Source organism: Klebsiella sp. Shm-1 (assembly GCF_040804525.1).
Lineage (GTDB): Bacteria > Pseudomonadota > Gammaproteobacteria > Enterobacterales > Enterobacteriaceae > Klebsiella > Klebsiella pneumoniae.
The window spans coordinates 3489119-3513948 of sequence record NZ_CP161823.1 but is presented as its reverse complement, the minus strand read 5'-3'; the positions used below and the strand labels follow the sequence as shown (position 1 = coordinate 3513948).

The 24830-nt window shown below is 56.4% G+C and carries 22 protein-coding genes, 2 tRNA genes and 4 pseudogenes; 11 read left to right on the top strand and 17 right to left on the bottom strand.

Annotation, left to right across the window (positions count from 1 at the left end):
• The first annotated feature begins 38 nt into the window (after positions 1-38).
• Both dinG and ybiB read left to right on the top strand, forming a co-directional pair.
• Positions 39-2195 carry an ATP-dependent DNA helicase DinG gene (gene dinG, locus AB1E37_RS17330; RefSeq protein WP_032447429.1) on the top strand — a complete coding sequence of 719 codons (2157 nt, stop codon included), beginning with the start codon at positions 39-41 and terminating at the stop codon, positions 2193-2195.
• A gap of 29 nt (positions 2196-2224) precedes the next feature.
• Positions 2225-3193, top strand: a complete 969-nt coding sequence (ybiB, locus tag AB1E37_RS17325) for a DNA-binding protein YbiB (protein WP_032414711.1) — start codon at positions 2225-2227, stop codon at positions 3191-3193.
• 108 nt (positions 3194-3301) lie between these two features.
• Here the strand turns inward: ybiB and ybiJ are convergent, their stop codons facing one another.
• The 4 genes from ybiJ to AB1E37_RS17305 form a co-directional block, all read right to left on the bottom strand.
• A complete protein-coding gene (gene ybiJ / locus AB1E37_RS17320; protein WP_004176772.1) occupies positions 3302-3562 on the bottom strand; it encodes a DUF1471 family protein YbiJ in 261 nt (86 codons plus the stop codon).
• Between the two features lie 285 nt (positions 3563-3847).
• On the bottom strand, positions 3848-4114 hold the full coding sequence (locus AB1E37_RS17315) for a DksA/TraR family C4-type zinc finger protein (RefSeq protein WP_032447430.1): 267 nt from the start codon (positions 4112-4114) through the stop codon (positions 3848-3850).
• A 20-nt stretch (positions 4115-4134) separates the two neighbouring features.
• A complete protein-coding gene (locus AB1E37_RS17310; RefSeq protein WP_004223802.1) occupies positions 4135-4395 on the bottom strand; it encodes a YdgH/BhsA/McbA-like domain containing protein in 261 nt (86 codons plus the stop codon).
• 139 nt (positions 4396-4534) lie between these two features.
• Positions 4535-5149, bottom strand: a complete 615-nt coding sequence (locus AB1E37_RS17305) for a flavin reductase family protein (RefSeq protein ID WP_002895828.1) — start codon at positions 5147-5149, stop codon at positions 4535-4537.
• A gap of 96 nt (positions 5150-5245) precedes the next feature.
• On the opposite strand from AB1E37_RS17305, the gene rlmF reads away from it, so the two are divergent.
• Positions 5246-6160 carry a 23S rRNA (adenine(1618)-N(6))-methyltransferase RlmF gene (gene rlmF / locus AB1E37_RS17300; protein WP_004223804.1) on the top strand — a complete coding sequence of 305 codons (915 nt, stop codon included), beginning with the start codon at positions 5246-5248 and terminating at the stop codon, positions 6158-6160.
• Positions 6161-6162: 2 nt separating this feature from the next.
• On the opposite strand, the gene ybiO is transcribed toward rlmF, so the two are convergent.
• The 6 genes from ybiO to rhtA form a co-directional block, all read right to left on the bottom strand.
• Positions 6163-8358: a mechanosensitive channel protein gene (ybiO, locus tag AB1E37_RS17295; RefSeq protein ID WP_032447431.1), complete on the bottom strand. Its 2196-nt coding sequence runs from the start codon at positions 8356-8358 to the stop codon at positions 6163-6165.
• A 111-nt stretch (positions 8359-8469) separates the two neighbouring features.
• Positions 8470-9192 carry a glutamine ABC transporter ATP-binding protein GlnQ gene (gene glnQ, locus AB1E37_RS17290; RefSeq protein ID WP_032447432.1) on the bottom strand — a complete coding sequence of 241 codons (723 nt, stop codon included), beginning with the start codon at positions 9190-9192 and terminating at the stop codon, positions 8470-8472.
• A complete protein-coding gene (glnP, locus tag AB1E37_RS17285; protein WP_002895837.1) occupies positions 9189-9848 on the bottom strand; it encodes a glutamine ABC transporter permease GlnP in 660 nt (219 codons plus the stop codon). The genes glnQ and glnP overlap by 4 nt, the downstream gene beginning before the upstream one ends.
• A gap of 125 nt (positions 9849-9973) precedes the next feature.
• The gene (glnH, locus tag AB1E37_RS17280; RefSeq protein WP_002895839.1) at positions 9974-10720 is read right to left on the bottom strand and encodes a glutamine ABC transporter substrate-binding protein GlnH; all 747 of its coding nucleotides are present in this window, start codon (positions 10718-10720) and stop codon (positions 9974-9976) included.
• A 408-nt stretch (positions 10721-11128) separates the two neighbouring features.
• Complete coding sequence (dps, locus tag AB1E37_RS17275) at positions 11129-11632, bottom strand: DNA starvation/stationary phase protection protein Dps (protein ID WP_002895841.1); 504 nt, start codon at positions 11630-11632, stop codon at positions 11129-11131.
• 237 nt (positions 11633-11869) lie between these two features.
• Positions 11870-12757 carry a threonine/homoserine exporter RhtA gene (rhtA, locus tag AB1E37_RS17270; protein WP_004223808.1) on the bottom strand — a complete coding sequence of 296 codons (888 nt, stop codon included), beginning with the start codon at positions 12755-12757 and terminating at the stop codon, positions 11870-11872.
• A 351-nt stretch (positions 12758-13108) separates the two neighbouring features.
• Here rhtA and ompX point away from each other — a divergent pair, with 351 nt between their 5' ends.
• Entirely contained in the window at positions 13109-13621 is a 513-nt protein-coding gene (gene ompX / locus AB1E37_RS17265; RefSeq protein WP_002895845.1) for an outer membrane protein OmpX, read from the top strand.
• 90 nt (positions 13622-13711) lie between these two features.
• On the opposite strand, the pseudogene AB1E37_RS17260 reads toward ompX, so the two are convergent.
• Positions 13712-14518: pseudogene (locus AB1E37_RS17260) on the bottom strand (phosphoethanolamine transferase); the annotation flags it as partial.
• Between AB1E37_RS17260 and AB1E37_RS17255 the strand changes: the two are divergent.
• Positions 14518-15161, top strand: a pseudogene (locus AB1E37_RS17255) (L,D-transpeptidase family protein); the annotation flags it as partial. The pseudogenes AB1E37_RS17260 and AB1E37_RS17255 sit on opposite strands and share 1 nt — an antisense overlap.
• A gap of 149 nt (positions 15162-15310) precedes the next feature.
• On the opposite strand, the pseudogene AB1E37_RS17250 reads toward AB1E37_RS17255, so the two are convergent.
• The 4 genes and pseudogenes from AB1E37_RS17250 to mtfA form a co-directional block, all read right to left on the bottom strand.
• Positions 15311-15506: pseudogene (locus AB1E37_RS17250) on the bottom strand (hypothetical protein); the annotation flags it as partial.
• Between the two features lie 30 nt (positions 15507-15536).
• Entirely contained in the window at positions 15537-16289 is a 753-nt protein-coding gene (locus tag AB1E37_RS17245; protein ID WP_014599202.1) for a LysR substrate-binding domain-containing protein, read from the bottom strand.
• A gap of 352 nt (positions 16290-16641) precedes the next feature.
• A tRNA-Asn gene (locus AB1E37_RS17240) sits at positions 16642-16717 on the bottom strand.
• A 100-nt stretch (positions 16718-16817) separates the two neighbouring features.
• A pseudogene (gene mtfA / locus AB1E37_RS17235) lies at positions 16818-17617 on the bottom strand (DgsA anti-repressor MtfA).
• A gap of 90 nt (positions 17618-17707) precedes the next feature.
• Here mtfA and AB1E37_RS17230 point away from each other — a divergent pair.
• Positions 17708-17797, top strand: a tRNA-Ser gene (locus AB1E37_RS17230).
• A gap of 272 nt (positions 17798-18069) precedes the next feature.
• On the opposite strand, the gene ompC is transcribed toward AB1E37_RS17230, so the two are convergent.
• On the bottom strand, positions 18070-19215 hold the full coding sequence (gene ompC / locus AB1E37_RS17225; protein ID WP_002911596.1) for a porin OmpC: 1146 nt from the start codon (positions 19213-19215) through the stop codon (positions 18070-18072).
• Between the two features lie 538 nt (positions 19216-19753).
• On the opposite strand from ompC, the gene drpB reads away from it, so the two are divergent.
• The 4 genes from drpB (at position 19754) to AB1E37_RS17205 (ending at position 22737) form a co-directional block, all read left to right on the top strand.
• Positions 19754-20035, top strand: coding sequence for a cell division protein DrpB (gene drpB / locus AB1E37_RS17220; protein ID WP_004151461.1), 282 nt, complete (start codon positions 19754-19756; stop codon positions 20033-20035).
• A gap of 42 nt (positions 20036-20077) precedes the next feature.
• Positions 20078-20785, top strand: coding sequence for a phosphohydrolase (locus tag AB1E37_RS17215; protein WP_002911594.1), 708 nt, complete (start codon positions 20078-20080; stop codon positions 20783-20785).
• A 76-nt stretch (positions 20786-20861) separates the two neighbouring features.
• Positions 20862-22262: a DNA cytosine methyltransferase gene (locus AB1E37_RS17210; protein WP_075201672.1), complete on the top strand. Its 1401-nt coding sequence runs from the start codon at positions 20862-20864 to the stop codon at positions 22260-22262.
• Entirely contained in the window at positions 22243-22737 is a 495-nt protein-coding gene (locus AB1E37_RS17205) for a very short patch repair endonuclease (RefSeq protein ID WP_004200342.1), read from the top strand. The genes AB1E37_RS17210 and AB1E37_RS17205 overlap by 20 nt, the downstream gene beginning before the upstream one ends.
• Here the strand turns inward: AB1E37_RS17205 and yedA are convergent.
• Positions 22712-23623 carry a drug/metabolite exporter YedA gene (gene yedA / locus AB1E37_RS17200; protein ID WP_004899215.1) on the bottom strand — a complete coding sequence of 304 codons (912 nt, stop codon included), beginning with the start codon at positions 23621-23623 and terminating at the stop codon, positions 22712-22714. The genes AB1E37_RS17205 and yedA overlap by 26 nt on opposite strands.
• A 183-nt stretch (positions 23624-23806) precedes the next feature.
• Between yedA and AB1E37_RS17195 the strand changes: the two genes are divergently transcribed.
• Positions 23807-24718, top strand: coding sequence for a DUF808 domain-containing protein (locus AB1E37_RS17195; RefSeq protein ID WP_002911591.1), 912 nt, complete (start codon positions 23807-23809; stop codon positions 24716-24718).
• Positions 24719-24830 lie beyond the last annotated feature (112 nt).

The following is a 24830-nucleotide window of genomic DNA, read 5'->3' as shown; positions in this document are numbered from 1 at the left end:
CACAATAGTGGCTGTTTATACAGTATTCAGGTTTTCTCATGGCTTTGACCGCTGCGCTGAAAGCGCAAATCGCCGCCTGGTATAAGGCGCTTCAGGAACAGATCCCGGACTTTATTCCGCGTCCCCCGCAGCGGCAGATGATCGCCGATGTGGCGAAAACCCTTGCCGGGGAAGAGGGCAGGCATCTGGCTATCGAAGCGCCGACCGGCGTCGGCAAAACGCTGTCATATCTGATCCCGGGCATCGCCATCGCCCGCGAGGAACAAAAAACGCTGGTGGTCAGCACCGCCAACGTCGCCCTGCAGGATCAAATCTACAGTAAGGACCTGCCGCTGCTGCGTAAAATCATTCCCGACCTGCGCTTTACCGCCGCCTTTGGCCGCGGACGCTACGTCTGTCCGCGCAACCTGACGGCGCTGGCCAGCACCGAGCCGTCGCAGCAGGATCTGCTGGCCTTTCTCGATGACGATCTCACCCCGAATAATCAGGCGGAGCAGAAGCTGTGCGCGACCCTGAAGCAGGATCTCGACAGCTACCGCTGGGACGGCCTGCGCGACCATACCGACAAAGCCATCGACGATGGGCTATGGAGTCGGCTGAGCACCGATAAGGCCAGCTGCCTGAACCGCAACTGCCACTACTATCGCGAGTGCCCGTTCTTTGTGGCGCGGCGGGAAATTCAGGAGGCGGAAGTGGTGGTGGCCAACCATGCGCTGGTGATGGCGGCGATGGAGAGCGAAGCGGTGCTGCCGGAGCCGAAAAACCTGCTGCTGGTCCTCGATGAAGGCCATCATCTGCCGGACGTCGCCCGCGACGCGTTGGAGATGAGCGCCGAGATCACCGCCCCCTGGTTTCGCCTGCAGCTGGATCTGTTCTGCAAGCTGGTGGCCACCTGCATGGAGCAGTTTCGTCCGAAAACCACGCCGCCGCTGGCCAATCCGGAGCGGCTCACCGCTCATTGCGAAGAGCTTTTCGAGCTGATTGCCTCGTTGAATAATATTCTCAATCTCTATATGCCCGCCGGTCAGGAAGCGGAGCATCGCTTCCCGATGGGCGAACTGCCGCAGGAGGTGATGGAGATCTGCCAGCGGCTGGCGAAGCTCACCGAGTTGCTGCGCGGCCTGGCGGAGCTGTTCCTGAACGATCTCAGCGAAAAGACCGGCAGCCATGACGTGATGCGCCTGCATCGGGTGCTGCTGCAGATGAACCGCGCCCTTGGCATGTTTGAAAGCCAAAGCAAGCTGTGGCGCCTGGCGTCGCTGGCGCAGTCCTCAGGCGCGCCGGTAACCAAATGGGCGACGCGGGTGGTGCGCGATGGCCAGATCCACGTCTGGTTCCACTGCGTCGGGATCCGCGTCAGCGATCAGCTTGAACGGCTGCTGTGGCGCAGCGTGCCGCATATCGTGGTGACGTCAGCGACGCTGCGCTCGCTAAACAGCTTCTCGCGCCTGCAGGAGATGAGCGGTCTGAAGGAGAAAGCGGGGGACCGCTTCGTGGCGCTGGATTCGCCGTTCAACCACGTGGAGCAGGGGAAAATTATTATTCCTCAAATGCGTTATGAACCGCTGATGGATAACGAAGAGCAGCACATTGCCGAGATGGCGGCCTATTTTCGCCAGCAGGTGGAGAGCAAAAAACATCTCGGGATGCTGGTGCTGTTTGCCAGCGGGCGGGCGATGAACCGCTTCCTCGAGCATGTGACCGATCTGCGCCTGATGCTGTTGGTGCAGGGCGACCAGCCGCGCTACCGGCTGGTGGAGCTGCATCGCAAACGGGTGGAAAGCGGCGAGCGCAGCGTGCTGGTGGGTCTGCAGTCCTTTGCCGAAGGTCTCGATTTAAAAGGCGATCTGCTAAGCCAGGTGCATATCCATAAAATCGCTTTTCCGCCCATCGACAGCCCGGTAGTGATCACCGAAGGCGAATGGCTGAAAAGCCTCAATCGTTATCCCTTCGAGGTACAGAGTTTGCCCAGCGCCTCCTTTAATCTTATTCAGCAGGTGGGGCGTTTGATCCGTAGCCATAACTGCTGGGGAGAGGTGGTGATTTACGATAAGCGTTTGTTGACCAAAAACTACGGCGCGCGTCTACTGAACGCGTTACCTGTTTTTCCCATAGAGCAGCCGGGCGTTCCGGAGGTTATAGTAAAACGGAAAGCAAAACAGACAGCAAAACAGACGGGCCGCAAACGTCGCTGACGCCGGCGCGTGATGCACCAGGGGGAGCCATGGAGTACAGCAAAATTATAAAAGAGGTGGGTCGCGGTAAGAATCATGCCCGCGATCTCGATCAAGAGACCGCCCGTGCGCTCTACGCGCGGATGCTGAACGGCGAGGTGCCGGAGCTGGAGCTGGGGGGAATATTAATCGCCCTGCGCATTAAAGGCGAAGGCGAAGCGGAGATGAAAGGTTTTTACGCCGCGATGCAGCAGCATACGCTGCGCCTGACCCCGCCGGCCGGCAAGCCGATGCCGATCGTTATCCCCAGCTACAACGGCGCGCGCAAGCAGGCGAACCTCACGCCGCTGCTGGCGATGCTCCTGCACAAGCTGGGATTTCCGGTGGTGGTTCACGGCGTCAGTCACGATCCCACCCGGGTGCTGACCGAAACCATTTTTACCCTGCTGGACATTCCGGCCACCCTGCACGCCGGACAGGCTCAGGCGCAGTTGGAGGGCCATGAACCGGTGTATATCCCGGTGGGGGCCTTCTGTCCGCCGCTGGAGAAACAGCTGGCGATGCGCTGGCGGATGGGCGTACGCAACAGCGCCCATACCCTGGCCAAGCTGGCCACGCCGTTTGGCGAAGGGGAGGCATTGCGTCTCTCCAGCGTGTCGCATCCGGAATATGTTCCCCGGGTGGCGAACTTCTTTCGCGAGACCGGTGGCCGCGCGCTGCTGATGCATGGTACCGAGGGCGAAGTGTACGCCAACCCGCAGCGCTGTCCGCAGATCAGCCTGATTGATGAGCAGGGCGTGCGGGTGCTGTACGAACGCCAGACTGAGATGGCAGCGGAGGCGGTGGTCCTGCCGACCTCGAAAGACCCTGAGGTCACCGCGCGCTGGATTGAACGCTGCGTCGCTGGCGTCGAACCGGTGCCCAACTCGTTGAAGATCCAGCTTGCCTGCTGTCTGGTGGCCTGCGGGGAAGTCACCTCGCTGGAGCAGGGCCTCAGCCTCGTCAACGACTGTTGGTGATCGGATCTGCAGGATAAAAAAAGCCCGTCCGGTGGCTCGGACGGGCAAGGCAAGGGTATTAAAGGTCTTTTCAGGGTTAATTCAGTGGCTTACAGATGGGTGCAGCGATTATTTATAGATAACCGCAGTACCGCTCAGTTTGTTGTTGGTGTTAGCGGAAGTAATGCTGTAGCCGGTCGCGCCAGCGGCTTCGGCTTTAGCAGCCAGTTTTGCTTCCAGACCATCTAAAGTGGTTGCGCCTTGCGCAGACACCACGCCGATCTTATTCATGCTTTCAGCCTGAGCGGGGGTAACCGGTTCGGCGGCAAAGGCGCCGAAGGAAAGAGCAGTCAGAGCGATGGCAGCGGCAGCATATTTGATGTTTTTCATAGTTAGTCTCTCGCAGGTTGTTCTGTTCAGGGGACGATGTTCCGTCGATGTGATAAGTATCACGCTTTTCTGCGGGAGATAAAATCGAAGTAAATTCACAGTCTTTATCGAATTTTTTGAATGATTAATAATTTACTGATTATTAATAAATTATTTCTCCTTCTTTTCGTCTGACGGCGAAGCGAGGAACACCGGCGCGCTTAAGGGCACATATTGCGACTTTTTCCGCCAAAAAGTGTGCGCGAAAAGATAATGCGAAAGGCTGTCATAAACGGTAAAGGAAAGTCAACGTAGCTGGCTATCCTTTGAGCCGCGACGATTATATCCTGAAAATGTATTGTTATGTAAATCTTTCTCCTTCTGGCACTTCACGCAGTATCTGACCCCTGGGATGGCCTGTCGCCGGGCCTCCGGAATCGGCTCTCCGCATTCATCACAAAATTTGTTGCTTTCGCCGCGCGGAAGCTCGCGGCGGGCGCGTGCCACCGCATCGTCAATAGTGCTGTCGATCTGATCCTGTACGGCGCCGTCGCCTGCCCAACCTGATGCCATCGTCTGCCTCCTGTAAAAGGTTATTGATAAATTATAGCTGAACCGTACAGCCGGTTACCGCTGCTGGCGGCATTGATCCGCCAGGCTATCGCCCCATGACGGTGGGCCTTATCCGCGAGGGCGGCCGCCAGGTCGTCCAGGGTGCTGGCACCGAAGGCTGAGACGGTGCCGACAGGGCGGAGCGGCCCGGCATAGGGCAGTACGGGTGGCGGTGGCAGGGGAGAGGCCGCGGTGGCATGAGCGGTGAGCGCCGCGGCGAACAGCAGCGAGACGAATTTCATCAGCATATCCTCATAAACCGCATGGGACATAGCTTAAGTGTAGGTCTTTCCAGACCGCGCGACAGGGAATGTTTAATGCAAAACAGTGCGTTTTGCATGCTACCGGCGCAGGGGAGCGCTACTCTGGCCGGTAGATTATTTAACGGGCGTCAGGGCGGATCATGTCAAAGCGCAGGCTGTCATCAATACCGTAATAGGCGCTCGGGCCACCGGCGCGCAGGATCGGCTGGGCCCGGGCGGTTTGATAGATACCGTTGTCCAGCAGTGATTCATCAATATGCACGGCAACCACTTCACCGAGCACCAGCCACGTATCGACAGGGTTGCCGTCGGCGGTGGTGAGTTGAATACACTGCGACAGACGGCACTCAAAGTTCACCGGACTCTCCGCGACCCGGGGAGCGCTGACCAGGCGGCTGGCGGCGGCGGTGAGGCCGGCGCGCACGAATTCGTCCTCATGGTGCGGAATCGAGGCTGACGTTTCATTCATCGCCATGGCCAGCGGTCGCGTCGCCAGGTTCCAGACAAACTCCTTTGTTTCGACGATATTTCGCACGCTGTCTTTCCAGCCGCTGCTGGCGAAACCAATGATTGGCGGCCGATAGTTAAAGCAGTTAAAAAAGCTGTATGGCGCCAGATTACGCTGGCCCTCGGCGTCCTGCGAGGCGATCCAGCCTATCGGGCGAGGCCCGATTATCGCGTTCAGCGGGTCATGCGGCAGGCCGTGGCCCTGCGAAGGTTGATAAAAGTACATGCTGCACCTGTCACGGATAATGGAGATATCCAGACTCCCTTATTTACCGCGCCGCCGTCAACGGGTATCTTACGCGGCTGTTCAAAGGAGATTGTCATGAAAGCCCAGAAACCGGGGTTACACCCGCGTAACCGCCACCATCAACGCTACGACCTGCCCGCGCTCTGCCAGGCCCATCCTGACCTGCAGGGCTACATTACGCTCAATCCGCTGGGTGAGCAGACCATTGATTTTGCCAATCCGCAGGCGGTGAAGGCGTTGAATAAAGCGCTGCTGGCGCATTTCTACGCGGTCAAACACTGGGACATTCCTGACGGCTTTCTCTGTCCGCCGGTGCCTGGGCGGGCCGACTATATTCATCATCTGGCGGATCTGCTGGCCGGGGATAGCGGCGAGGTGCCGAAGGATGCCACGATCCTTGATATTGGCACCGGCGCCAACCTCATCTATCCCCTGATCGGCGCTCACGAGTATGGCTGGCGCTTTACCGGCAGTGAAATCAACCCGCAGGCGTTCGCCAGCGCGCAGGCGATTATCAATGGCAACCCGGGCTTGACCCGGCAGATCCGCCTGCGCCGGCAAAAAGAGAGCCAGGCTATCTTTCACGGCGTGATCCATAAAAACGAGGCCTACGACGCCACGCTGTGTAATCCGCCGTTCCATGACTCCGCAGAGAGCGCCCGGGCGGGGGGCGAGCGCAAGCGCCGCAACCTCGGACTTGGCGCCGAAAGCGGCCTCAATTTTGGCGGTCAGCAGCAGGAGCTGTGGTGCGAAGGGGGCGAAGTAGCCTTTATCTCGCAGATGATCCGCGAAAGCCAGGCCTTCGCCCGCCAGGTGAAATGGTTTACCTCGCTGGTATCGCGCGGCGATAATCTGCCGCCGCTCTACCGCCTGCTGACCGAGGTCGGCGCAGTGAAAGTGGTGAAAAAGGAGATGGCCCAGGGGCAAAAGCAAAGTCGCTTTATCGCCTGGAGCTTTATGGACGACGCCAAACGCCGTCATCCATTCTAACGCTACTCGGCGGCCGGGCTGTCGGCGCCCGGCATCGGCAGCTGCTGCCAGGTCTGTACCGGCGCGCGAACCCCGGCGCGGTCGAAGTGCTTTTTCACCTGGGTGTCGAGGGCAAAACGCACCGTCCACTGCTTCAGCGGCAGGGTGGTGAAGCTGACGCGTAGCGTAAAGGCGGTATTGCTCAGCCCCACCAGCCCGGCGAACGACGGTTCGCCAATGATCAGACCGCGGATCTCCTCCTGGGCCAGCAGATCGTCCACCGCCGCCTTCAGCGCCTGGCTGGCTTTATCCAGATCCTCATGGCGGTCAACGTCATAGTTAGCCACAACCGAGCCAATGCCGCGCACGAAGTTGGCAAAGGTGGTGATCGAGGACCAGGGAATAATGTGATAGGCGCCGGTATCCTGACGTACCCCCACGGAGCGAATCGACATTCGTTCCACGGTGCCGGTCAAAGGGCCGATGGTGACCAGGTCGCCGGTGTTCATCCCGTTCTCAAACTGGATAAATATGCCAGTGATAATGTCTTTGACCAGGGTTTGCGCACCAAACGAAATGGCCAGCCCTAACGCCCCGGCGCCCGCCAGCAGCGGCGCAATGTTTACCCCAATTTCCGAGAGCAGGATCATCACCGTGATGGTGCTGATCACCACCGCCAGCGCGTTGCGAAACAGCGTCAGCAGCGTCCGGGCCCGCGCGCTGGGCAGCGGACGGCCATGAATATCCGATGCCAGCCGGTTTTCAATCAGGCTGGCCAGAACCGTCCAGCCAATGGCGGAGAAGAAGAGGATCAGGGCGATGCGGATCAGCACATCCACCGTTTTTTGCCCGGCATCGTTGTGCAGCCATTCCCGGAAGTCAAACAGGCCCCAGGCGCTCAACAGCAGCATGATGGCGACACAGACGGTGAGAATGCGCGCCGCCTTCAGCGAGGCGGAGATCCAGCCATTTAGCCGCTTTTGCAGTTCAGGGTAGTTGCGCTGAGTGGCGGGCGACAGGGTGATGGTTTTGGCTATCCAGCGCGACAGGATGCCAGACACCAGCGCCGAGCCGCCGATAATCGCCAGGCTTTGCAGGGTGGCGCCCATCATGAATTTCAGGCTGTTGCCCGGGTCGAACAGCGAAAAGAAAAAAAGCACCACAAAGTAGGCGCAGGCCAGCCAGTGCCAGACCAGCGCGAAGGCGCGGATAAACAGGCTAAAGAAAGCGAGTGAGTGGTCGGCCAGGTGGATCAACCCTTGAGTAATCACCGCTTTGTTATGAAAAATCAGGTACAGCGCCCACAGCGTAATGCACAGCATGATGACGACGTTAGCCAGCGCGCCAACCTGAACATTCACCTGATTGGAAATAATCGGCACCGCGACGATCAGACCGTAACCAATCAGGCTGCTGAGCGCGCTCAGGCGCAGGCTCCAGTATGACGCGGCCTCGTCGCTGAGGTTAAAGGGCCGCAGGGCAGGAATGCGCGGGCAGAAAATGAGCCGCAGAATAGCTTTAAAAAACTCGATCAGCGCGAAGGCGTTGAGGAAAAGGCTCTGCTGGAAGGCGATGGTAGGGTTATTCCCATTCAGGCGATCGCTTAGCAGCTGACCGACAAACAGGGTTAGCGCCAGCAGCAGCAGGTCGATGATAAACGCCCCGGCGATGGTCAGGGGCAGCTGGAGCCAGTTACCGCGATCGCGGTTTTTATGCCGTCCCCATTCGCCCATTTTGCGATACAGCGGCAGCGCCGCGAGGCGTACCAGCCACCAGAAGGCAAACACCAGCCCGGCCAGCAGTAAAAAATGCCAGGCCGCGCTGGTAAAGGTTTGCGGATTAAAGGGCTTATGCGGTGAGCCGGTGATATTGCGCCACAGCTGGGAAAAGCGTGATGAGAGCTGTTCGCCATATTCCCGGCTTATCTGGGTGACGTTCTCCAGTACCGTGGTCTCTTCTTTCACCGCCGGTGGCGTCAGCGTCGGGGTGCTGTCGGGCGGCGGCGTGGCGGCTGCTTTACGCAGCTGGTCAATGAGCTCCTGACGGGCGGAGTCGTTGGCCAGCACATCGGCCAGTGCGGCATAAGCCGCTCTTTTCTGTTCCACATCGGGTTCGCTGGCGCTGTTTTTATCAGTGTTAGCCGTCGGCACGCCGGGGAGGGTGGCGGCGGAAAGCGGGGCAGTAAACAGTGCAGCGAGCAAAAGCAGGATCCACGGCATGGGCACCTCCGTTGCAACGTAAACGGGTAAGTATAGAAGCCGCTGGCGGAAGGGGAGGGAAGAGGATTCTGGAAAAGCGGCTCTCATCGTGGGGGAGAGAGCCGTTGCGGGTCAGGCGACGTGTTGCAGGAATTCACGCAGGCGCGGGCTGGGCGGGTTCTTCACCAGCTCCTGGGGATTGCCGTCTTCAGCAATTCGTCCTTTGTCGATGAAGATTAGTCGCGAGGCCACTTTTTCGGCAAAGCCGATTTCGTGGGTCACAATCACCATCGTCATGCCCTCTTCCGCCAGATCCTGCATCACCTTGAGCACTTCATGGCGCAGCTCCGGGTCGAGCGCGGAGGTCGGTTCATCAAACAGCATCATCTTCGGCTTCACCGCCAGCGCGCGGGCGATGGCCACACGCTGTTGCTGGCCGCCGGAGAGTTCGGACGGATAGTGATGCGCGCGCTCAGCCAGACCGACTTTCGCCAGCAGCTCTTTCGCCTGCTTCTCTGCCGCCTGCTTGCTGGCGCCGCGTACCCGCAGCGGGCCAAACATCACGTTTTCCAGCGCCGTGAGGTGCGGGAACAGATAAAACTGCTGGAAAACCATCCCGGCTTCCTGACGAATCAGACGTTCGTCCACCTTCGGGTCGTTGACCTTCAGACCATCGACAATCAGATCGCCGCTGGTGATCTCTTCCAGCTTATTGATGCAGCGCAGCATCGTTGATTTACCGGAACCGGAAGGGCCGATAATGACCACCACTTCACCCTGATTAATTTTCAGAGAGATATCGTGTAGCACCTTGGTCGGACCAAAGTGCTTGGAGACGTTTTTAAATTCAATCACAGGATTTTCATCCTTCTTTCAAGACGACGCAGAATAAAGCTCAGGACCAGGGTGATAATCAGGTAGATCACGGCTACGGCGCTCCAGATTTCCAGCGCGCGGAAGTTGCCCGCGATGATCTCCTGTCCCTGACGGGTCAGTTCGGCGACGCCGATGACGATGAACAGCGAGGTATCCTTGATGCTGATGATCCACTGGTTGCCCAGCGGCGGCAGCATGCGGCGCAGCGCCAGCGGCAGGATCACGTGGCGAATGGTTTCGCGACGCGACAGGCCAAGCGCCAGGCCCGCTTCGCGGAAGCCTTTATGTATGGAGAGCACCGCGCCGCGGGTGATTTCCGCGATATAGGCGCCCGAGTTTATCATGATGGTCACTACCGCCGCGGAGAAGGGATCGATGCGCAGATCGCTAAAGGCCATCGGCAGCGCAAAGTAGATGAACATAACCTGCACCACAATCGGGGTGCCGCGAATGATTTCAATAAAGACCAGCGCGATGTGGTTGGCGATCCAGCCGCCGAAGCAGCGGGCGAAACCGGCCACCAGACCAATTATCAGACCGCCGGCCAGGCCGAGGACGGAAATCCACAGCGTCATTTTGGCGCCTTCCAGCAAAATCGGAATGGCAGGCCAGATGGCACTCCAGTCAAACTGCATAATACGTTCCTGTTACCGTGTCGAGAGCAGAGGAAAGCCTCCGCCAAAATACCGTCTCCCGCTGAGCCTGTGCCGGAAGACCGTTGTGGTGTCGCCGGACCTCGGTCCGGCGAAGTACGTTTTTATTATTTGGGTTCAGTGCCGAACCATTTTTTATAAATTTCGTTATAGGTACCATTGTCGCGCAGCGTTTTCAGCGCACCGTTCACTTTCTCACGTAGCTCGTCGCTGCCTTTCGGGAAGGCGATACCGTAGTTTTGCGCTTCCAGTGATTCGCCTACCGCTTTGAACTTACCGTTGCCCGCGGTTTTGATGAAGTACAGAATATTCGGCGTATCGTGCAGCACGGCATCCGCGCGACCGGTTCCCAGCTCCATATAGGCGTTATCGATGTTCGGGAACTGACGCAGATCTTTGGTTTTGATATTGGCTTTCGCGTAGTCAACGGAGCCGGTGCCGCTCTTCACCGCGACCACTTTACCGTTCAGATCTTTGACATCTTTGATGTCGTTATTATTGGCGTTGACCATCACCAGCAGGCCGCTTTTGTAGTAGCCGTCGGAGAAGTCGATCGCTTTTTTACGCTCGTCGGTAATGGTGATCCCCGCCAGCGCCAGATCGATATTTTTGGTTTGCAGCGCCGGGATAATGCCGCTGAAGTCCATTGGCTTCAGGGTGTAGTCGAGCTTCAGCTCTTTGGCGATAGCCGCCCACAGGTCAACGTCAAAACCCACATACTTATCGCCTTGCTTAAATTCGAACGGGACGAACGCCGTATCGGTGGCGACAACCAGGGTCTTATTGGCGGCATGGGAAGAAACCGCAAAAGCCAGGGTCAGTGCAGCCAGTGAAACTTTAAATACAGACTTCATAGCATTTCCTTTTATATCCACGGGACGATCCCCTGCGAGAACGACTAGCCTAATGAAAAAATCGTGCCACTTTTACAAGCTGTTGTTTTTCAACAAACGAAGCGTAAGTCGTTGCACAAGATCGATCATTTCAGGCAGTGACTGCACCATGATGGGGTGTCATTTTGGTGCGTCATAAGGGTGCTGAATGACCAGCCCATTTTTAGCGCAAACCCTGATGGGAAAACAATCTCGACGTAACGATTGTGTGAGGTGATTATTACAATCTTTTTACTTTTGCGCGCATTTTCATCAATCTGGTGCCCTGAAACGGTGCAAGGCCAGTGGAGGATGAAAAGCAAAGGATGGAATATAGGGCAGGGAGAAACGCTGAGGCGCCGCCGACCGCGCTGGGCCGGCGGCAAAGCCTTACTCGATGTTGGCTTCAATGAACCACAGGAATTTATCCAGATCGCGGGAAGCCGCGGTGAAGATATCTGCAGTGTCTTCGTCTTTTGCTTCGTCGATCGCCTTACGCACATCGTTCGCCACTACCGCGTAGCGGTCAGCCAGGGCTTTCAGGTGATCCTGAACGTGATGGATGTCCAGCGGGTAGCTCTGCAGCGGGGTTTTGCTGTTAATGACCTGAGTGGTACCCAGGGCGACGCCGCCCAGCTGCACCGCGCGCTCGGCCATGGTGTCCAGATGTTCGGTCAGCGCGGTACGGAAGCCATCCAGCATTTCGTGCACGGCGATAAAGTTCGCACCGCGCATATTCCAGTGTGCCTGCTTGGTGATAAGTGACAGGTCAATGAACTGGATCACCTGGCGATTCAACAGCTCAATGGTCGCTTTCTTTTCGCTGTCAGCGACATCGTTGCGGGTATAGACCAGATTAGACGCTTTTGATTTAACCAGTTTTGCGGTACTCATCGTTTCATATCCTCTTGATATTGATGCTCATCACACTTCAGATCTGAATGATGTGGAGCGTTGTCCCAAATGACTTCGGAAATAAGTATAGCAAGGGTTTTCAAGAGTGAGGCATCGGCAGGCTATATCACTCCGATAGCGCAAAGTGGTTGGTTATTTTAAAAATATTTAAATATCAGGTATTTATATTTGGCTGAACGGCCCGGATTTCTCTCGGGCCGGCGCCGTAACAGAATGTTAATTGATATCGACCTGCTCGACTTTACTCTGCCGTTGCATAGTCAGCGTGGCGCCCATCGAGGCGATAATGATCGCGCCGAGCGCCAGGGTCTGGGAGAGCTTCAGCGTTTCACCGAGGAAGATCATACCGGAGAGGGCAGCTAACGCTGGCTCAAGGCTCATCAGCGTGCCGAAGGTGCGCGTCGGCAAGCGCGTCAGGGCCATCATCTCGAGGGAGTAGGGCAGCGCGGTAGAGAGAATCGCGATCCCCAAACCCAGCGGCAGCAGCGACCACTGCCACAGCGTATCGGTGGCCTGCGCCATGCCTAACGGCACAAACACCAGCGAGGCGATGAGCGACCCCATCGCTACCGTGGCTGGACCATGTTCTTCACCGGCACGCTGTCCGGTCAGAATATAGACCGCCCAGCACGCCCCGGCGCCGAGGGCGAACAGCGCGCCGGTTAAATCGACCTGCGCCACGTTCTGCCCCAGCGGCAGAAGGTACCATAGTCCGAGGATCGCCAGCGCCACCCAGACAAAATCCAGCGGGCGGCGCGAACCAAACAGCGCCACCGCCAGCGGGCCGGTAAACTCCAGGGCCACCGCCACGCCGAGCGGAATGCGCTGCAGGGATAAATAAAAGAGATAGTTCATCGCCCCGAGCGCCAGACCGTACAGTAGCAGCGGCACGCGCTGCGCCGGGGAGAAACGTAGCTGCCATGGCTTGAACACCACCACCAGAATCAGCGTTCCCAGCGCCAGACGCAGGGCGGTGACGCCCGGGGCGCCGACCACCGGGAACAGCGATTTAGCAAGCGATGCGCCGCTTTGAATCGAGGTCATGGCGACTAAAATCACCAGTATCGGCAACCATGCCGCCGCTTTTCTGGATGGACCGGGCATCCTTTCTCCTGTCAGGTTTTGTCAAAAGGGGTAAAAGTTCCAGTGTACTGGAATTACCTGCCGGCGGTTGAGCTAATGTTGAAAAAAACAGGGGCAAAAACAGTACAATGGCGAAAACTGCTGAGAAATTCACCAGGCGGTTAGGATTAATCTGGATGCTTGCGAATTTCTTAATGAGCGTTAAGATGTAAGTTAACGCCAAAAATTGTTGTTTTCCATATTGTTACAGAAATATGGAAACTTTTGGTTACATGAAAAAGTATGTTAGACAATGTAAACTCCAAAGAGTTTCCCAAAAGTTTTTGATATATTTAAGGCTTAGGACTTATTAGAAACACATTTGAGGTGGTTATGAATAAAATTGCACGTCTTTCAGCACTGGCCGTTGTTCTGGCTGCATCCGTAGGTACCACTGCATTTGCTGCAACTTCTACCGTAACCGGCGGTTACGCGCAGAGCGACATGCAGGGTAAAGCGAACAAAGCTGGCGGTTTCAACCTGAAATACCGTTACGAGCAAGATAACAACCCGCTGGGCGTTATCGGTTCCTTCACCTACACCGAGAAGGATAACAACAGCAACGGTACTTACAACAAAGGTCAGTACTACGGCATCACCGCTGGTCCGGCTTACCGTCTGAACGACTGGGCAAGCATCTACGGCGTAGTGGGCGTTGGTTACGGTAAATTCCAGAACAACAACTACCCTCATAAATCCGATATGAGCGACTACGGTTTCTCCTACGGTGCTGGTCTGCAGTTCAACCCGATCGAAAACGTTGCTCTGGACTTCTCCTACGAGCAGTCTCGTATTCGTAACGTTGACGTCGGCACCTGGATTGCTGGCGTGGGTTACCGCTTCTAATCACTCCGGTGATATGAAAAATCCGCCTCTCGGGGCGGATTTTTTTTGCCTGCTGACGGCCGGCCCGGGCGACTGGCCGGGCCGGCGCGATTAATTGACTGTGAACTCATCGGTACCGAGGTGAGCGTAGTCCACCTTCTGCAGCTGGAAGTTGGTGATGTACACCGGACCGGCCTTTTGCTCAGAGATAAACCGATAGCGTGGGGTGATTTCCGCCGCCTGGATCCCGGTCCACTGGGAGAAGAAACTGAGGAAATCATTCGCCGAACGCTGCGCCTTAATCACTTTATGCGCTTTGTCATCGCTGGATAGCACCATAAACGGCACCTGGAAGTTCTGCTGGAACTTATCATCATGCGCCAGATACTGCACCTCTTTGCCCCGCTCCTTGAACGCCAGACCATGATCGGAAAAATAGGTCAGGGAAAAAGTGTCACCGGAATTTTGCAACTGATGATAAAGCTTAGCCAGCAGCGAATCGGTCTGCGTCATGCTGTAGAGGTAGCATGAGGTCTCTTTCGACTGAACGAAAACCGTGTATTTGCCCTTGGTCCGATCGCAGGCCTGTGGGTGAGAGCCCATCAGGTGCAGGACAATCAGCTGCGGCTGGGTACGCTGGGTTGAGAGCACCTGCTCGGTCAGCTTCAGCAACTGCTCGTCCTGGGTGTTTTTATTGGCTTCGAAATCGCCGTTTTTCAGGAACTGTACTTCATCCGCCCGTTTGGCGATGCTGGCGATAGCGGTGTCGTACTCGCCAATTTGCCCCTGGTTGGAGAACCACCAGGTCTGGAAACCGGCGCGGTTGGCGAGGGTGACAAAGTTATCCTGATACTGTGGTTTGCCATCGACCACCCGGTTAAGCGTCAGGCCGAGCGATTTCTGCGTTGAGCCGCTGGCTCGTGATCAACGTTGCCGAAATGCGTCTCTATTATTACCCGCCGCTGGGGCAATAGCGTCGAAGTCCTGCCAATCGGCATTGGTCAGGCGGGACGCGAAACGCCGCGTAAACTGGGTGACGGCAGTAGAGCGTAAGCAGGAAGGCCCCACCTGGGTGCCAACCGCCAATACCCGCCGCGAGTATGCGAAAGAGGGCAAAACGCTGCGGCGATGGTGCCCCCGGGCCCGATAATCCGATGGGGCTGTATGCGATCTACATCGGCAGGCTCTACGCCATCCACGGTACAATGCCAACTTTGTATCGGGCTGCGCGTCAGCCAAGGGATGCATCCGCCTGCGCAATGACGATATTAAATTCCTGTTTGATAACGTGCCGGTTGGGACGCGGGTTCAGTGATCGATCAGCCGGTGAAGTACAGCGTGGAGCCGGACGGCAGTCACGGCTGGAGGTGCACGAGTCCGCTGTCGCGCAACCGCGCGGAGTTTGAATCCGACAGAAAAGTCCCCTTGCCGATGACCTCGGCGCTGCGCGACTTTACCAGGGGCCGGGGACTGTGAGCCCTGCCCAGGTCGAGCAGACCTGCAGCGCCGCTCCGGCATGCCGGTGAATATCAGCGCCACAGCGGCGCAGGGAAGTTTGTAGCGGGTCGTTTAGTCTGATTAACGGCTATTGTAAGAAGGCTCTTTTTGCTGACGATGCATTCAACGTTGTGGGGAATAAGGATCGGGAAACCGATCCTTAACTTATCAATAGTGGCTGTGATGGCGTTTTAATGAGGCGCCAGGAGATGCTCAGGAGGGGATGATAAAGTCTGCAAATATGCCTATGACTTAATCTTGTTACTGAGGATTTTTTTTGGCTGCCATTGTCCATGAAAGCGAAGATCCCCTTTATGATAGCCATTATCCAGAATATAAGACGGATGAGTTCTGCTGAATCCCTATTGTCAAAACACGCCTGACCACAGTCACTACCGCTGAACCCCATCGCCGCTGATAAGCGAATCAGGGGATGGCGTCACTGATTGTTGGCAATGGGGACATGCTGCAGCATCACTTCAACGATCCAGTCAATAAAAACGCGCAGCTTGGCGTTGGCATGGCGGTTCGGTGGAAACGCCAGGTACAGAGGCATTGGGCTAATCCGCCATTGTGTAAATAATGGAATCAAAGCGCTAACGGCCTGATGCGCTGCCGCCATATAGTTGGGCAGCGCAATCACGCCTAAGCCAACTAACCCAGCTTCGAGGTAAGCATTGCCATCATCCACGGCAAGTACGTAGTTGCCCGTGATTTCAATACGTTCATTCTCACTGCACAGTACCAAAGGATCAATCTTACTGGTGCGTGAGGACAAGAATCCCACTATGCAATGGTCAGTATTTTGCAGCTCGCGCGGGTGTGCGGGAGCGCCAAGGCGTTCCACATAGCTGGGGGCGACGTAGACGCCGATTTGCAAATCGCCGACATGGCGTGCGATTAGGTACTGGTCGGTGATTTGACCTCCGCGCAGAACGCAATCCACGTTGTCGCCGATCAGATCCACTACCCGGTCGCTCACACCCATGTCGATCTGGATATCAGGGTAGCGGGCGTGGAAAGCCGGAAGCGCCGGCACCAGAATAAGGCGGGCCAGCGGACTCGGTACATCCACCCGTAGCCGTCCCCTGGGCGTCATCGCCGCACTGGACAGGCTGTTTTCAGCATCCTCCATGTCTGCTACGCAGCGGCAGACCCAGCGGTTACCGCCGGATCGAAAGTCTGTAGCCATAAGGTTGGGAGCAGCATCGCTGCTTTTCACCTGCGGGGATCACATACGGAACCTTGGACGGTACCTACGGTACGATGCTGCTTATACCCGCTGGCGGAGAGATGTCAGAAGCGGCGGTGTTGCCGATCTTTTTTGGAACCGCGCATTATTGCCTTACACCCAGGTATGGTCCGGCACGGTTAAACCGCCTTTATTTAAGCCTTTGCGGGAGCGTGGGGCTCACGGCCGTTCAGCTTGCCTCATAGCAAGAAAATAGCACCTACACCAGGATAAGATTGCATGTTTGGGGAGCGGAGAGGATCACGAAAAGCAAAAATCCCGCTCAGGTTTCCCTGAGCGGGATTTTTAAATTTGGCTCCTCTGACTGGACTCGAACCAGTGACATACGGATTAACAGTCCGCCGTTCTACCGACTGAACTACAGAGGAATCGTGTGAGCGAGGCGCATACTACTGGCCTCGCATTTTTGTGTCAACACTAAAATTAACCTGCTGATTCAAATGGCTAAATTTAGCTCAACACGTTGTTTTAGTGAACAATGCGCCGATCGCCTTCGTCCTGCAGGCCATTCTCACGTCTACGCGCCAGCGGATCCTGGCGGTAAAAGTGGCAAAAACGCTGCCACAGGGCCGGGAAGCGAGGCGCGAACAGTTCAGGCGCACTGAAAAAATATTCCGAGAGGACAGCAAAGCATTCTGCGGGATCGGTGGCGGCATAGGCGTCAATACTGGCGGCGCTTTCGCCTACCAGATCTATCTCATCCTGAATGTTGTTCATCGCGGCGTGGAGATCGTGCTCCCAGCCGGCAACTTCACGCAACGGGATAAGCGGCACGCCGCTGCCCGGTCGCCGTTCCGCGTATCAAGCTTATGCGCCACTTCATGCACCACAAGGTTAAAGCCTGACGCATCAAAAGAGTCTTGAATATCCAGCCAGTTCAGCACTACAGGACCCTGTTGCCAGCTTTGTCCCGACTGTACCACCCGCTGGTTGTGGACCAGACCAATATCATCCTCCCATTCATCATCGACGATGAAAGGGGCAGGGTAGATCAGCACTTCATGGAAGCCATCCAGCCACTCAATGCCCAGCTCAAGCACCGGCAGACAAAAGAGCATAGCAATGCGCGCCTGATGCAGCGGGGTCAGCTCCAGCCCCTGCAATGCCACCAGCCGCTTTTGCTGTAAAAAACGGGCAGCCATCTGCGTGAGCTTGTGCTGCTCAGTGGACGAAAGATGGGCTAAAACCGGAATGGCAAGCGCTTGCTCCCAGGGCATCTCTGCGTTGCCGGACTCATCATCTGCTTTCCAGGGCCATTTAAACATCATATTGCTCGCAAAGTCGTCACTTGAACACAATTACCGAAACGGGAGCTATTAAAATGCCAAAGATCCTGGCATTATAGCAACCATCACAGCGGAGAGATGCCGGAGCGGCTGAACGGACCGGTCTCGAAAACCGGAGTAGGGGCAACTCTACCGGGGGTTCAAATCCCCCTCTCTCCGCCACTTTTCTTGCTCTAACCTTCCCTTCAATAACACCGTTAGCTTCAGGTATAACGCCTGCGCTGGGGTATCACCATCATCATCGTCCTGGTTTCAGCGTAGAGTCGCGGTAGCGCGCTTTATCCTTTTGGCACCTTATCGCCGCTTTTAGCCCGAACGAGCTTAAACGCATCATAAAGAGGGAAGGTACGCCTGGAAAGCGGCAATGTCGAAAAGAGTGATCTCAACGGAGCGGGAACATAAAAAAGCCCGCTGAACGCGGGCTTTGACGGGGATCAGAACTGATAGACCAGGCCGAGGGCGACGATATCATCGGTCGCGATACCGCTGTTTTTGTAGAAGCGGTCGTCTTCATCCAGCAGGTTAATTTTATAATCCACATAGGTGGACATATTTTTGTTGAAGTAGTAGGTCATGCCCACGTCGACATACTTGACCAGATCCTTGTCGCCGTAGCGAGAATAGGCGTAGAGATCTTTACCCTTCGACTGCAGATAGGCCACGGACGGACGCAGCGGTAAATTAAAGTCGTCGAACTGATACTGCGCGACCACTTCGAAGTTCTGCGTTTTGTTGGCAATTCCGCCAAAACTATCGTTGCCATAGAAGGTCATGTTGCGGGTCTCAGCATACATGGCGGCCAGATAGATGTTATTGGCGTCATATTTCGCGCCGACGGTCCAGGCATCGGCTTTATCGCCGTTGGCATAACGCTGGCTGCTACGCGCGGCCGCCAGCTGGTTATGGGTACGGTCAGAAGACGAATACGCTGCCCCGAAGCTGATGCCCATATCGAGATCGTAGTAGCTGGAGATACCAAAACCGTCGCCATTTTCCCGCGCCAGCTTACGTTTCCCACCGTTATTAGTGCCTTCGCCAGAACCGGCGTTTTCATTATTACCCTGATACTGCAGGGCGAAATGCAGGCCGTCGACGAGGCCGAAGAAATCGCTGTTACGGTAGGTGGCCACGCCGTTAGTACGGCCGGTCATGTAAACGTCGGTCTGGGTGTAGGTATCGCCGCCGAATTCCGGCAGCATATCGGTCCAGGATTCAATGTCGTAGACCACGCCGTAGTTCCGGCCATAGTCCAGCGACCCGCAGTCGGCAAACTTCAGGCCGGCAAAGCCGAGACGGGTCCAGGAGTTCGCGCCTTCTTTTTCGCTGGTGTTCGCCTGAATGTTGTATTCCCACTGACCGTAGCCGGTTAACTCGGAAGTAATCTGCGTTTCGCCTTTCAGACCAAAGCGAACATAGGTCTGGTCGCCGTCCTCTGAAGCGTCGTCAGAGAAGTAATGCAGGCCGTCAACTTTCCCGTAGAGGTCCAGTTTATTACCGTTTTTGTTATAGATTTCGGCGGCATTAGCGGCGCTAGCCATTAATAATGCCGGAACCATGAGTGCCAGTACTTTTCTTTTCATTATATATTCCCTTTTAATAATAATTTCTATGAATTATGACAATCCCTCCGGAATGACGATCCGATACTAACGACTAAGTTCATCTTTATTTAAAATAAAATATGTAAATAAATAATGTTAAACATTTCAAAATATTTCTAAGTGGTTCTTTATATTAAATTTTGATGTTTGTGCAAAATTAATTATTTTCTTATATAGCAATGCTTTATTGTGTATTTGGTAGGTTGTTGTTAATTTTATGAAATAAATTGCACAAATAATAATCAAGCACATTATTCATTATGGGAATTTATTTTGTGTGAATGTAAATATCCAGGGGATTATCAACCCAGCTTGCGATAATTAAGGAATGAATAGCTTTAAGCGTACGGGAGATAATAAGGACATCTCTTCAGCCTGTGCGCATTGGCAGCATAAGTCGCGAGAAGGCGCAGAAGACGAAGATGAAACTGCTGCCTGTGACGCAGGTTAGCGGTATAATGTGATGCGTGTCACGTTTTGAGTGACAATAGTCTGTTGTGTCACGGAGAGGAATGAGATGGAAGAGCAGGCAAAACGCAGCCCGGGAGGGAAACTTGCGCTCTGGGCGTTGTATGCTTTTTGCGGATATTGTGTCTGGGTCATTGTGCGTTACTGGTGGGTAGTGGGAAAAATTCACAGCGTTCCCGGCGCCAGCGTGGAGGGTGATTTTGGAACAACGGCCGGGAAATGGCTTGGCGCCCTGTTGGGCATGCTGGTCCTCGGCGGCATTGGCTCTATTCTCGGCGCGGTCGTCTGGTATACGCGTCCATCCCGCGGCGAGCAGGATCATCAGCGCTAAAATTGCTATGCTCGAGGCTGACCCTCAGATAAAGGAAAGCCTATGGACCTGGTTGACTGGCAGCAACGATTTGAGCGCTGGATACTGACGCACCATGCGCAGGATGACGCCGCACACGATCTGTCCCATTTTCGTCGCGTCTGGGCGACCGCCACTCAGCTGGCCGCGGGGGAGGAAGTCGACCGGCTGGTACTCCTCACGGCCTGCTATTTTCATGACATCGTCAGCTTGCCAAAAAATCATCCGGAGCGAAGTCGATCCTCGATGATGGCCGCCGAGAAAACCCTCGCCATTCTGCAGTCGGCCTTTGCTGATTTTCCTGCGGATCGTTACCCGGCGGTCAGCCATGCCATCGAGGCGCACAGCTTCAGCGCGGCGATCCCACCGCGCACGCTGGAGGCGAAAATAGTTCAGGATGCCGATCGACTCGAGTCGCTGGGAGCCATTGGTCTGGCGAGGGTCTTCGCTGTCGCCGGCGCCCTGAATACCATCTTGTTTGATGCCGAAGATCCTTTTGCTGATCGGCGGGCGCTGGATGACCGCAAATATGCCCTCGACCATTTCCAGTGCAAACTTCTGCGCCTGCCGGAAACCATGCAAACTGATAAGGGGAAAGCGATGGCGCAGCATAATGCCCGTTTTCTCGTCGAATTTATGGCTAAGCTCAGCGCGGAGCTGCAGGGGGAGCCGCTGGCGCTGGATGAAGCGGTTTTGCGCCGCTTTGCACCGCAGGCGTCAACCGACCGGTGATTTATGGTACTCTCTGCCAAAATCGTCCGCGTTGGTTGAGGATATGCCGCAAAAGTTAAGCAAGGAACACAGGTCGTTGTCGTTGGCTGAACAGGCCGGGGAAGACGCTGAGGCGCTGCTGCGTCAGCTGATGACGATCTACGATGTAAAAACGCTGGTTGCCGAACTGGTGAGCGTCGGCGAACAGCACTGGAGCGCGGCGATCCTCAAGCGCGTGGCGGCGCTTGGCCGCGCGGCGGAGCGTTTGCGCCCGCAGGAAGTTGCTCATCTGGCGACGCTCCTGCCTTCGCCGCCGGCCCATCATCCGCACTATGGGTTCCGTTTTATCGATCTGTTTGCCGGTATTGGTGGGATCCGCAGTGGTTTTGAAGCCATCGGCGGGCAGTGCGTTTTCACCAGCGAGTGGAACAAGCACGCGGTACGCACCTATAAGGCCAACTGGTACTGTGATCCGCAGCAGCACCGTTTTAATGAAGATATCCGCGATATTACCCTCAGCCAACGCTCTGACGTTAGCGACGAGGAGGCGGCGCGGCATATTCGCGAATCTATCCCTCAGCATGATGTGCTGCTGGCTGGCTTCCCCTGCCAGCCTTTCTCGCTTGCCGGCGTCTCTAAGAAAAATGCGATGGGCCGTGCGCATGGCTTTGCCTGCGAAACCCAGGGAACGCTGTTTTTTGACGTGGTGAGAATTATCGCGGCTCGTCAGCCAGCGATTTTTGTGCTGGAGAATGTCAAAAACCTCAAAAGCCACGATCAGGGGCGCACCTTCCGTATCATCATGCAGACGCTGGATGAGCTGGGATATGAAGTAGCTGACGCGGGGCATACCGGGCCGGATGACCCGAAGGTGATTGACGGGCGCCATTTCTTGCCTCAGCACCGGGAGCGCATCGTGCTGGTGGGTTTCCGTCGCGATCTGCAGCTGCATGCTGGATTTACGCTGCGCGACATCGCGGCGCAGTACCCGGCGGTGCGGCCAACATTTGGCGAGCTACTGGAGCCGACGGTCGATGCGAAATTTATTCTTACGCCGGTGCTGTGGAAATATCTTTATCGTTATGCCCGTAAGCATCAGGCGCGGGGTAATGGCTTTGGTTATGGCCTGGTTGACCCCGCCAATCCCCACAGCGTGGCCCGGACGCTTTCTGCCCGCTACTATAAAGATGGTGCCGAAATTCTCGTCGATCGCGGCTGGGACCGGCCGATCGGTGAGAAGCATTTTGACGATCCGCTGAATCAACAGCGGCGGCCTCGCCGGTTGACGCCGCGCGAATGCGCCCGGCTGATGGGCTTTGAATCCCCGCAGGGGGCGCGTTTTCGCATCCCGGTATCGGATACGCAGGCCTATCGTCAGTTTGGCAACTCGGTGGTGGTTCCGGTCTTCGCCGCGGTGGCGAAACTCCTGGCGCCGCGCATCGCTCAGGCGGTGGCGCGCCGCGAAGCGGATGATAATGATGGCGGATGTTCACGATAAAGCGACGCGCAGTAAAAATATGCGGGCGATCGCCACGCGCGATACGGCGATTGAAAAGCGGATAGCGGCGCTGCTGACCGGGGCGGGATTCACCTTTGTCGCCCAGGATCGCGCGCTGCCGGGACGTCCCGATTTCACTTTACCCGACTACCGCTGCGTTATCTTTACTCACGGCTGTTTCTGGCATCACCATGACTGCTATCTGTTTAAGGTGCCGGCCACCCGCACGGCATTCTGGCTGGACAAAATCGCCGGTAACGTGGCGCGCGACGCCCGCGACCGGCAAAAGCTGGCCGAAGAGGGCTGGCGGGTATTAATCATCTGGGAATGCGCCCTGCGCGGGCGCCTTAGGCTGAGTGATGCGGCGCTCACCGAGCGTCTGGAAGAGTGGATCTGCGGCGCCGGACACGACGCGCAGATCGATACGCAGGGGATCCGCGAACTGACGACTACTTCGACGCCTTACAAGGAGTAGCCTCGCTGCGGACTGGGAAGAGATATTTCCCCAGCGTCACCAGCACTACGGCGAAAATAATCACCGCCAGCGCCAGCCACTCAATGAGCGACAGGCTCTCGCCGCCGAACCCAGTACCGAGGAGCACCGCGACCACCGGATTAACATAGGCGTAGCTGGTGGCGACCGCCGGGGTGACATTGCGGATTAAAAACATGTAGGCGTTAATGGCAATCAGCGAGCCAAAGATGGCCAGATAGGCCAGGGCGGCCATCCCGGACCAGGAAGGGACGCGGGTTAAGGTTTCACCGCTCAGCCATGAGGCCACCAGCAGGACGATCCCGGCGGCGAGCATCTCGATTGCCCCCGCCATCATGCCGGTCGGCAGTACGATTCGCGAACCGTAAACCGAGCCGAAGGCCCAGCTTAGGGAACCAATCAGGATCAGCAGTGCGCCCCAGGGGTTGCCGTTCAGGTTGCCTCCGCTGTTGAGCATCACGATACCCGCAAGGCCAATGGCAATGCCCAGCCACTCCAGTTTACGGGTGGCGATGCCGAAAAAGCGGCTGAAGCATAAGGTGAACAGCGGTACGGTGGCGACCATCACCGCCGCGATGCCGGAGGGGACGTGCTGATGTTCAGCCAGCGTCACGAAGCCGTTGCCAACCGCAAGCAGCAAGACCCCGATCAGCGCAGCGTTAAGCAGCGGACGACGCGCCGGTAGCTTATGGCCGGTGGCCAGTAGCCACCCCAGCAACAGCACGCCGGCAGCGAGAAAACGAATGCCGGCCATCATTAGCGGCGGCCAGCTGGCGACCCCGACGGCGATAGCGAAATAGGTAGAGCCCCAGATGATATACAGCGCAAACAGCGCCCCGATGAGCGGTAAAAGCTGACGGGTAGACATACTTCCTCACGACGGTGCAGAGATAGAAAGGGGACATATAGTAAACGTGAAAACTATCGTGCTGGCGAGTGGTTAATTTGCGTCAGGTTGTTAAATTTATATTGACTAATTGTACCTTGGGCACCGGCCGTTTTTTAACGCATACTCGAGGGAGACATTGATGAAAAGAGAAGGAAAATCATTTTGGCAGGAAGTAGTCTTTTAACATTACTTGATGATATCGCCACGCTGCTGGACGATATTTCCGTGATGGGCAAGGTAGCGGCGAAAAAAACGGCGGGGGTGCTGGGCGACGATTTGTCTCTCAATGCCCAACAGGTTACCGGCGTGCGGGCGAATCGCGAGTTGCCCGTGGTCTGGGGAGTGGCGAAAGGGTCGTTCGTTAACAAAGTGATCCTCGTGCCACTGGCTTTGTTGATCAGCGCCTTCATCCCCTGGGCGATTACGCCATTGTTGATGCTGGGCGGCGCGTTTCTCTGTTTCGAAGGGGTGGAGAAGGTACTGCACAGTCTGGAAGCGCGGAAACACAAAGAGGATCCTGAACGGCGGCAGCAGCGTCTCGCCGCGCTGGCGGAGCGCGATCCGCTGGCCTTTGAGCGTGACAAAGTAAAAGGCGCGATTCGCACCGATTTTATTTTGTCCGCGGAAATTGTCGCCATTACCCTCGGCATCGTGGCGGAAGCTCCGCTGCTTAACCAGATCCTTATTCTCTCGGGGATTGCGATTCTGGTCACTATCGGGGTGTATGGCCTGGTGGGGGTGATCGTCAAGCTGGACGACATGGGTTACTGGCTGGCGGAAAAACGTAGTGCGCTGGCGCAGTGGCTGGGTAAAGGGCTCCTGGCCGTCGCTCCCCGCCTGATGAAGGTGTTGTCCATCGTCGGGACGCTGGCCATGTTCCTCGTCGGCGGGGGGATAGTCGTTCACGGTATTGCGCCGCTGCATCATGCCATCGAGCACTGGAGCGCGGGGTTGGGTGGGGTGATGGCCTCCACGCTGCCGGTCGTCGCCAACCTGGTGCTGGGTTTTATCATCGGCGCGGTGGTGCTGGCGGGCGTTAAGGCGGTGAGCAGCCTGCGTGGCGCTGGAAAGTAGCATGGCGAAACGCAGCGTAACGGCGCCGCGTGTTCTACCCTGAAAACGCCCCGGGTATCGACAGAGACCGGGGCGCTGACGCCGCGAGGTTTGCGCAACGTATTGCGAGAGA